General features: G+C 51.5%; 8 protein-coding genes and 1 pseudogene. 7 read left to right on the top strand and 2 right to left on the bottom strand.

Annotated features, from left to right (window positions below):
- Positions 1-39 precede the first annotated feature (39 nt).
- The 6 genes from pmtA to A918_RS0106790 all read left to right on the top strand — a co-directional run bounded on the left by pmtA (position 40) and on the right by A918_RS0106790 (position 5,141).
- Positions 40-639: a phospholipid N-methyltransferase PmtA gene (pmtA, locus tag A918_RS0106765; RefSeq protein ID WP_028233481.1), complete on the top strand. Its 600-nt coding sequence runs from the start codon at positions 40-42 to the stop codon at positions 637-639.
- 131 nt (positions 640-770) lie between these two features.
- The gene (locus A918_RS0106770) at positions 771-1,331 is read left to right on the top strand and encodes an NADPH-dependent FMN reductase (protein ID WP_022710327.1); all 561 of its coding nucleotides are present in this window, start codon (positions 771-773) and stop codon (positions 1,329-1,331) included.
- 67 nt (positions 1,332-1,398) lie between these two features.
- A complete protein-coding gene (gene pyrF / locus A918_RS0106775) occupies positions 1,399-2,118 on the top strand; it encodes an orotidine-5'-phosphate decarboxylase (RefSeq protein WP_371257506.1) in 720 nt (239 codons plus the stop codon).
- Positions 2,119-2,140: 22 nt separating this feature from the next.
- On the top strand, positions 2,141-2,434 hold the full coding sequence (locus tag A918_RS0106780) for a DUF1330 domain-containing protein (protein WP_028233483.1): 294 nt from the start codon (positions 2,141-2,143) through the stop codon (positions 2,432-2,434).
- Positions 2,435-2,535: 101 nt separating this feature from the next.
- Positions 2,536-3,477: a glutathione synthase gene (gene gshB, locus A918_RS0106785; protein WP_022710330.1), complete on the top strand. Its 942-nt coding sequence runs from the start codon at positions 2,536-2,538 to the stop codon at positions 3,475-3,477.
- A 128-nt stretch (positions 3,478-3,605) separates the two neighbouring features.
- Positions 3,606-5,141, top strand: a complete 1,536-nt coding sequence (locus A918_RS0106790) for a YifB family Mg chelatase-like AAA ATPase (protein ID WP_022710331.1) — start codon at positions 3,606-3,608, stop codon at positions 5,139-5,141.
- A gap of 26 nt (positions 5,142-5,167) precedes the next feature.
- Here the strand turns inward: A918_RS0106790 and A918_RS0106795 are convergent, their stop codons facing one another.
- Positions 5,168-5,797 carry a transglutaminase-like cysteine peptidase gene (locus tag A918_RS0106795; protein ID WP_022710332.1) on the bottom strand — a complete coding sequence of 210 codons (630 nt, stop codon included), beginning with the start codon at positions 5,795-5,797 and terminating at the stop codon, positions 5,168-5,170.
- A 245-nt stretch (positions 5,798-6,042) separates the two neighbouring features.
- A pseudogene (locus tag A918_RS0106800) lies at positions 6,043-6,330 on the bottom strand (septal ring lytic transglycosylase RlpA family protein); the annotation flags it as partial.
- Between the two features lie 800 nt (positions 6,331-7,130).
- Between A918_RS0106800 and A918_RS19715 the strand changes: the two are divergent.
- Positions 7,131-7,461: YbaN family protein (locus A918_RS19715; protein WP_022710334.1), on the top strand; the 331-nt coding region annotated here is incomplete at its 3' end.

A 7,461-nucleotide genomic window follows, 5' to 3' on the forward strand; every position in this document is an offset into this window, starting at 1 on the left:
GGCAATTCTTTGTCTGCTGGCGACATATGGGAGTATTTGATGGCTGGGCTGATACCAAAGAAACTTGCACAAAAATTCGATGAAGAGATCCGCTTCTTCAAAGGCTGGATCGATAAGCCGAAAGCTGTCGGTGCCATTCTGCCGACAAGTGGTGTTACAGCACGCCGCATGGCCAGCATTGTTAACCCGTCATCGGGGCTGCCGGTTCTGGAACTGGGACCCGGTACCGGTGTGATTACCAAAGCCATTCTTGAGCGCGGAATTGAGCCGCAGAACCTGTATTCAGTTGAATATTCGGCTGAGTTTTTCCACCATTTGCAGAGCACTTATGCAGGTGTGAACTTCCTGCAGGGCGATGCCTTTGATCTTGATAATGTGCTCGGTGAAGCACGGGATCAGCAGTTTGACAGCGTGATTTCCGCTGTGCCGCTGCTTAATTTCCCGATGGAAAAACGACTGGCATTTCTTGGCGATTTGCTGACCCGTATTCCTGCCGGCCGTCCGGTCATGCAGATTTCTTACGGGCCGGTTTCACCGCTGCCGGTCGGGCGCGGTGCTTATAGTGTCGAAGGCTTCGATTTTATTTTGCGCAACCTGCCGCCTGCGCGCCTGTGGGTTTATCGCCGGATTCTGGTGTAGATTACGACCAGCCGTAAAATGCAGCACAGAACGCCGTATCAGAATGTTGATGCGGCGTTGCTTTTTTATATGCGGCGCTAAATAGTGATGTTCTGACTATTTGTTTTGCCGCCATTGAAAGGATCAGCTCTATGTCCTCAGTTCTCGTTTTTGCCGGATCCACCCGTAAAAATGCCTATAGCGGTCAGCTTGCCGGAGCTGCCGTGCAGGAACTGACGCGGCAGGGCGCAGACGTAACCTATATTTCGCTCAAAGATTATCCGCTGCCGATTATGGATCAGGATCTGGAAGCGGAAGAGGGCATTCCGGAAAATGCCTATAAGCTTGCACGGCTCTTTGCGGCGCATAAAGGCCTGCTGATTGCTTCGCCTGAATATAACTCCTCAATCCCGCCTTTGCTGAAAAACACGCTGGATTGGATCAGCCGCATTCATGAAGATGGTGGTAAGCCGTTTCAGCCGACATCGCATCTGACGGTGGCACTGTGCTCCTCGTCGCCTGGCGGATTTGGCGGTATGCGCGGTCTGTATCATCTGCGCTCGGTTATGATGATGCTCAATACCCAGATTATTTCCGAGCAATGTTCTGTTCCTCATGCCCATCAGGCATTCAATGAAGACGGCGCTTTGCGCGATGAACGCACGGCGCAGACCCTTGCCCGTGTCTGTCGCAGCCTTATCAGCAAGATCTGATCTTTTCACTCAGTGCTTGTTGTGCGATGAGGGATAAATTTCAGATCAGAATGAAGTGCGGAGACAGATGATGGATGTGAGCAGCGTGCGCGACCGGTTGATCGTTGGCCTTGATGTGCCGGATGTAATTGCAGCGGAAAAGATCGTTGAGGAACTTGGCGATACGGTTTCGTTCTATAAAATCGGTTACCAGCTGGTGTTTTCGCAAACGGCAAAGGGTGGCGGTCTGGATTTTGCTTCACGCCTGCTTTCAATGGGCAAAAAAGTCTTTCTTGATGTGAAATTGCTCGATATCGATAATACAATCGCCAAAGGCGTGGAAAATATCGCCAAGCGCGGTGTGACCATGATGACGCTGCACGCCTATCCGAAGGCGATGCGTGCAGCTGTGGAAGCTGCCAAAGGCTCAGACCTCTGCCTGCTTGGTGTGACTGTGCTGACCTCGATGGATCAGACAGATATGCTGGAGGCCGGTTACACTATGTCACCGGAGGAACTGGTGCTGCGCCGCGCGCAGCAAGCACGTGATGCAGGGATGGGCGGTATTGTAGCCTCTGCTGCTGAGTCGGCCGCTATCCGTAAAATTGTCGGGCCGGATATGGCGATTGTTACACCGGGTATCCGTCCTGCGGGCAGTGAAGCCGGTGACCAGAAACGTGTGATGACACCGGCAGATGCACTTCGCGCCGGTTCGAGCCATCTTGTTGTGGCGCGTCCGATTGTTGGTGCTGCAGATCGTAAAGCGGCGGCACAGAGCATTCTGGAAGAAATGGCTGCAGCTGTGTGAAAATCATGAATGGGAGTAAATGATGACGAAAGCTTACTGGATTGCCCGTGTCGATGTGCGTGATGCTGAGCGTTACAAAGATTATATCAGCACAGCCAAGCCCGCTTTTGAGCGCTTCGGTGCCAATTTTATTGCCCGTGGCGGCGCTGCCCATGCGGTAGAAGGGCAGGGACGCGCGCGTAATGTCATCATCGAATTTCCAAGCATGCAACATGCATTGGATTGTTATAATTCACCGGAATATCAGGCAGCTGTGGCAATTCGTCAGACTGTTGCCGATGGTGAGGTTATAATTGTTGAAGGCAATGCAGCCTGATCACATTAATGTAGTTAGCATTATAAATACCGGCCTTTACTGGCCGGTATTTTGTATTAAATATGCGTAGCAGTTACTGAAATTATGAGACAGAGGGCACCATGGCTTTGAAAATTGCGGTTCAGATGGACCATATCAATTCCATTCGTATCGCGGGTGATACCAGCTTTGCTTTGTGCCTTGCGGCAGCAGAGCGTGGCCATGAGCTTTATCATTACACACCGGATCGCCTGTCGATGCGTGATGGTGTGGTCAGCGCGGCTCTGGAGCCGTTGCAGGTGCGTGATATTGAAGGCGATCATTTCATACTCGGTGAAGCCGTGCATACGGATTTGTCGGAAATGGACGTTATCCTGCTGCGTCAAGACCCGCCTTTCGACATGAATTATATCACCACAACCCATCTTCTGGAGCGTATTCATCCGAAGACATTGGTGGTGAATGATCCGGCATGGGTGCGCAACAGCCCTGAGAAAATCTTTGTCACAGAATTTCCGGATCTGATGCCGGAAACACTGATTACCAAAGACTTGCAGCAAGTGCTCAAATTCCGCAGGGAATTCGGCGATATCATCATCAAGCCGCTTTACGGCAATGGCGGCGCTGGCGTGTTCCATCTGACGACAGATGACCGCAATCTGACCTCACTGCTGGAAATGTTCGGGCAAATGTATCGCGAACCGTTTATCGCCCAGCGTTATTTGAAAGATGTGCGCTCCGGCGATAAGCGCATTATTCTGATTGATGGCGAGCCGGTTGGTGCCATCAATCGTGTGCCTGCGGAGAGCGATGCCCGTTCCAATATGCATGTCGGCGGCCGTGCTGAAGCGACTGAGCTGACAGAGCGCGAGAAGGAAATCTGCGCACGCATCGGACCGTCGCTGAAAGAGCGTGGATTTATTCTCGTCGGCATTGATGTGATCGGTGATTACATGACCGAAATCAACGTGACTTCACCGACCGGTATCCGCGAGATTAAACGCTTCGGCGGTGCGGATATTGCGCAATTGTTCTGGGATGTGGTTGAAGCCAAGCGCGCTTAAATTTCATCTTTATAACTAATTGATATAATTAATAAAACATCGGAAACTCATTTGCAGTTCCGGTGTTTTTGTTTGTTGATGTTGTGCATTTCCCCTGCTTAAAATGATGTATCGGGTGGGGGCATGAAATGATTGCACGGGTCAGTACAGTTGCTTTTCAGGGCATTGAAGCCAAGCTTGTTGATGTGCAGGTGATGGCTGCACCGGGCAAGATGAGCATGTCGATTGTCGGCTTGCCGGATAAAGCTGTGGCTGAGAGCCGTGAGCGGGTGCAGGCGGCGCTTCATGCTTCCGGTCTGTCGATGCCGGTGAAGAAAGTGACCATCAATCTGGCACCGGCGGATTTGCCCAAAGAAGGCTCGCATTATGATCTGCCGATTGCCATGGGGCTGATGGTGGCGGTCGGTGCTTTGCCGGAAGACTGTCTTCAATCCTTTGTCGTGCTGGGAGAGCTGGCTCTGGATGGCACAATCGCACCGGTTGCCGGTGTGCTGCCCGCAGCGATAACCGCCAATATGCATGATCTGGGATTGATCTGCCCGCAGGCTTGCGGGGCAGAGGCTGCATGGGCTGATGCGGATATGCCGATCCTCAATCCGCGTAGTCTGATCGCGCTCGCTAATCATTTTCGTGGCTCACAGGTATTGTCCCGTCCGCAACCGGCCATACAGGGCTTTTCAGAGGAGCTGGAGGTGTTTCCTGATCTGGCGGATGTGAAGGGGCAGGAGACGGCTAAGCGGGCGCTGGAGGTGGCTGCTGCGGGCAATCATAATTTGTTGTTTGTCGGCCCTCCGGGTTCGGGTAAATCGATGCTGGCGCAGCGCCTGCCCGGTATTTTGCCGCCCTTGTCTCCACGGGAGATGCTCGATGTCTCGATGATTGCCTCAGTTTCCGGCACGTTATCCGGAGGCAGGCTCACAGACCGGCGGCCGTTTCGCAGCCCGCATCATTCGGCATCAATGGCGGCAATGGTTGGCGGCGGGCATAAAGCAAAGCCCGGCGAGATATCCATGGCTCATCATGGCGTGCTGTTTCTTGATGAATTACCGGAGTTTTCTCCGCAGGTGCTGGATTCGATGCGTCAGCCCTTGGAAACAGGTGAATGTATGATCGCCCGTGCCAATCATCGCATCAGCTATCCGGCACGGTTTCAGCTGGTAGCGGCGATGAACCCGTGCAAATGCGGTATGGCGGGAGAACCGGGCTTTACTTGTGCGCGGGGGCCGCGTTGTCGCAGCGATTATCAGGCGCGGATATCAGGGCCATTGCTGGATCGTATTGATCTACGGGTGGACGTAGCGGCGCTTAAACCTTCAGATTTGATCCTAACGGGGCCGGCGGAAAGCAGTGCTGCTGTGGCTCAACGTGTGGCGCAGGCGCGGCAAATCCAGCAGGAGCGTTACCGGCAATCAGGTATGGCGCATATTATAACCAATGCTGCCTGTCCGCCCAATATTCTTGAGGAGGTAGCCGCAGTCAGCAATGACGGACGCAAATTGCTTTATGATGTGAGTGAGAAATTGCGACTGTCAGCACGTGCCTATCATCGTGTTTTGAAAGTCGCACGCACGCTGGCTGATCTTGATGCGGTGGCGCATGTGGAGCGCAGACATGTGGCTGAGGCTGTTTCCTATCGCACCTCGACGGAAATGGTCAGTGCCTGACCAGGCCGTTTATATTACGCACTGGTTTATTTAACAGCGCCGACAACCAGATTACCCGGAGTTTCAATGGAAACCCAGCGACCAGTATGGTTGGCAGCCTGACGCTTCAGATAGGTATAATCAGTTTCCTGCCAGTTTTTCACGGCATCGGTCAGATTATCGAGAATGAAATCACCGCGATCTGTACGCACGGTCAGAACCGCATGACCTTCACCGTCCGGCTTACGCAGAACAGTGATGAGCAATGAACTGAGCGGAATACCGGCTTTGGCAAGTTCACGGCGCTTGAGCAGGACATATTCTTCACAATCGCCGACAGTGGTGGAATAGGTCCAGTATTCTTCTACACCGTAGATTTCCATATCAGTCATTGGCTGGATCAGCGCGTTGACTTCAATATTAACCTGAACAATTTTCGCCCATGTTGCCTGATCGAGCTTGATCGGCGCTGTCTGCGCAGAAGTAACATTGCACTCGGCTGGCAGTCGTTTGCAGAATTCGTAATGACCGATTGGCTGTGATGTCAAACCGCCGGTTGCCATGAACGGGCTGCCTGTCTGGGCTGCAAGCGCTGATGAGCCAAACGCCAATACCAAACTTGCTACCAAGCCTGCGGCTGACAGTGTCAGATTTTTAAATTTTACAAAACTGAACATACACAACGCCTCAGCCACAGCTACTTATTAACGAAATGTTAATATCGGTAACAGGTAAGAGTCAATTGTGCGGGGCGCGCTGCGCCCGAGTTTATTAAGAAATGGTTAACAAGCGTTAAGGGGCAGTTTTGCCCCTTTAATATTCCGTAAAAGCTGAAACCGGTTTTGCGTCTGAAAATGCGTGAAAGCATACAGGCAGAGCATTTCCGGTGTATCAGGATGAACAGGAAATGCTCCGGCGTTGATTACAGCTTGTTGTAGCAAACCTTGGTATGGCCTGCGCCGACAAAGCCGAGTTTCTGCGCTGCGCCTTTGGAAAGATCCAGAACACGGCCTTTGATGAACGGGCCGCGGTCGTTAATCCGTACCACGAGCGATTTTCCGTTGTTCTGATTGGTCACACGGACTTTGCTGCCGAGCGGCAGGGTGCGGTGTGCGGCAGTCATACCTGCCGGATTCATGCGTTCACCTGATGCGGTTTTTGATGTCAGTGCATACCAGGAGGCGCGGCCGCAATTGGCAGCAGCAGCTTCAGCCTGACTGCTGGAAAAAGCAGAAACTAAAAAGACAGCAGCAGAAAATGCAAAGAGGGCAGGCAGGCGCTTGGTGCGGATTGTCGTCATAGGTCGTACCGGTGTCAGCAGCCGGAGGTTGTACAATCATTGTACAAAATATCGGGCGCGACGGTTGTGTCAGAGCGCGGGCGCAGAATGCTGATAAATTGCAGTCAGTCATCCGCTCTGTCGTTATCAATAATCTGAAGTAACAGAAGTTCAGGCGCTCAACTGCAATGTAAATGTGGCGCTGAAATGGTCACAAATGGAATATATTTTGGATTGAATTTTAGGTTAACAATCTGTAAAATTTCGTTATATTGAGTATATATTATGATTTAAGACTTTTATATTTTCAAGTTTGTCTTTTATGAATCGAAAATGTATTTATCATTATTTATTTTTATGGAAATATGACTCTGCTTCTGATCGCATTTCAAGAACTGGACATGTTTACTTTCAGAATCAAGACTGAGTCCAAGGGGCGGCCGGTACAATCTGTGTTTGCAGGCCAAGTTTAAAAAGCCTTCCGCCAAGGTGTAAATATTGTGGCGAAATTGTGATTTTGGCCGGTGATCACGTTTTTGAAAGCTGATTGCTTGTCTCACCTTTTGGGTTTAGAGCTTAATACAGGCGTTTTTGGATGCACAATAAGACCGGCAGGCAGAATCGGGGAGGATGTTTTGCTGCTGAAAAACGTGCAAACTCAGCCGGAAAACGCTGATAAGCAAACGTTGGCAGGCAAAAGCCGGAACAGAAGATTATATCGGATCGTATTTATGTCGTTTCCTCCATCGGATCATTCCCAGAGCAGGCCTGAGCTCAAGCCGGTCACGACACCGGAGAGCGTGCAGCAAGAGCAGACGCCTGCTCAAGCGGTTGTTCTGTCCGGCCCGCAACGCTTTCTTTATCTGTGTCTCGGTTTTCTGATGCTGGGATTAGGGATTATCGGTGCAATTCTGCCGGTGATGCCAACGACAATCTTTATTATTCTGGCAGCATGGTTTTTTGCGCGCTCATCACCCAAGCTGGAAAAGCGCATTCTGGCGCACCCGCAATTCGGGCCTTTGGTCATAAAGTGGCGCGATCGCGGAGCGATTCCGCGCCCCC

Origin of the sequence: Pseudochrobactrum sp. AO18b, from assembly GCF_000409565.1 — a bacterium.
Classification (GTDB): Bacteria; Pseudomonadota; Alphaproteobacteria; order Rhizobiales; family Rhizobiaceae; genus Pseudochrobactrum; species Pseudochrobactrum saccharolyticum.

Coding starts and splice junctions, on each gene's coding strand:
- pmtA (WP_028233481.1), top strand. CDS start 40: ATGGCTGGGCTGATACCAAAGAAACTTGCACAAAAATTCGATGAAGAG.
- A918_RS0106770 (WP_022710327.1), top strand. CDS start 771: ATGTCCTCAGTTCTCGTTTTTGCCGGATCCACCCGTAAAAATGCCTAT.
- pyrF (WP_371257506.1), top strand. CDS start 1,399: ATGATGGATGTGAGCAGCGTGCGCGACCGGTTGATCGTTGGCCTTGAT.
- A918_RS0106780 (WP_028233483.1), top strand. CDS start 2,141: ATGACGAAAGCTTACTGGATTGCCCGTGTCGATGTGCGTGATGCTGAG.
- gshB (WP_022710330.1), top strand. CDS start 2,536: ATGGCTTTGAAAATTGCGGTTCAGATGGACCATATCAATTCCATTCGT.
- A918_RS0106790 (WP_022710331.1), top strand. CDS start 3,606: ATGATTGCACGGGTCAGTACAGTTGCTTTTCAGGGCATTGAAGCCAAG.
- A918_RS0106795 (WP_022710332.1), bottom strand. CDS start 5,797: ATGTTCAGTTTTGTAAAATTTAAAAATCTGACACTGTCAGCCGCAGGC.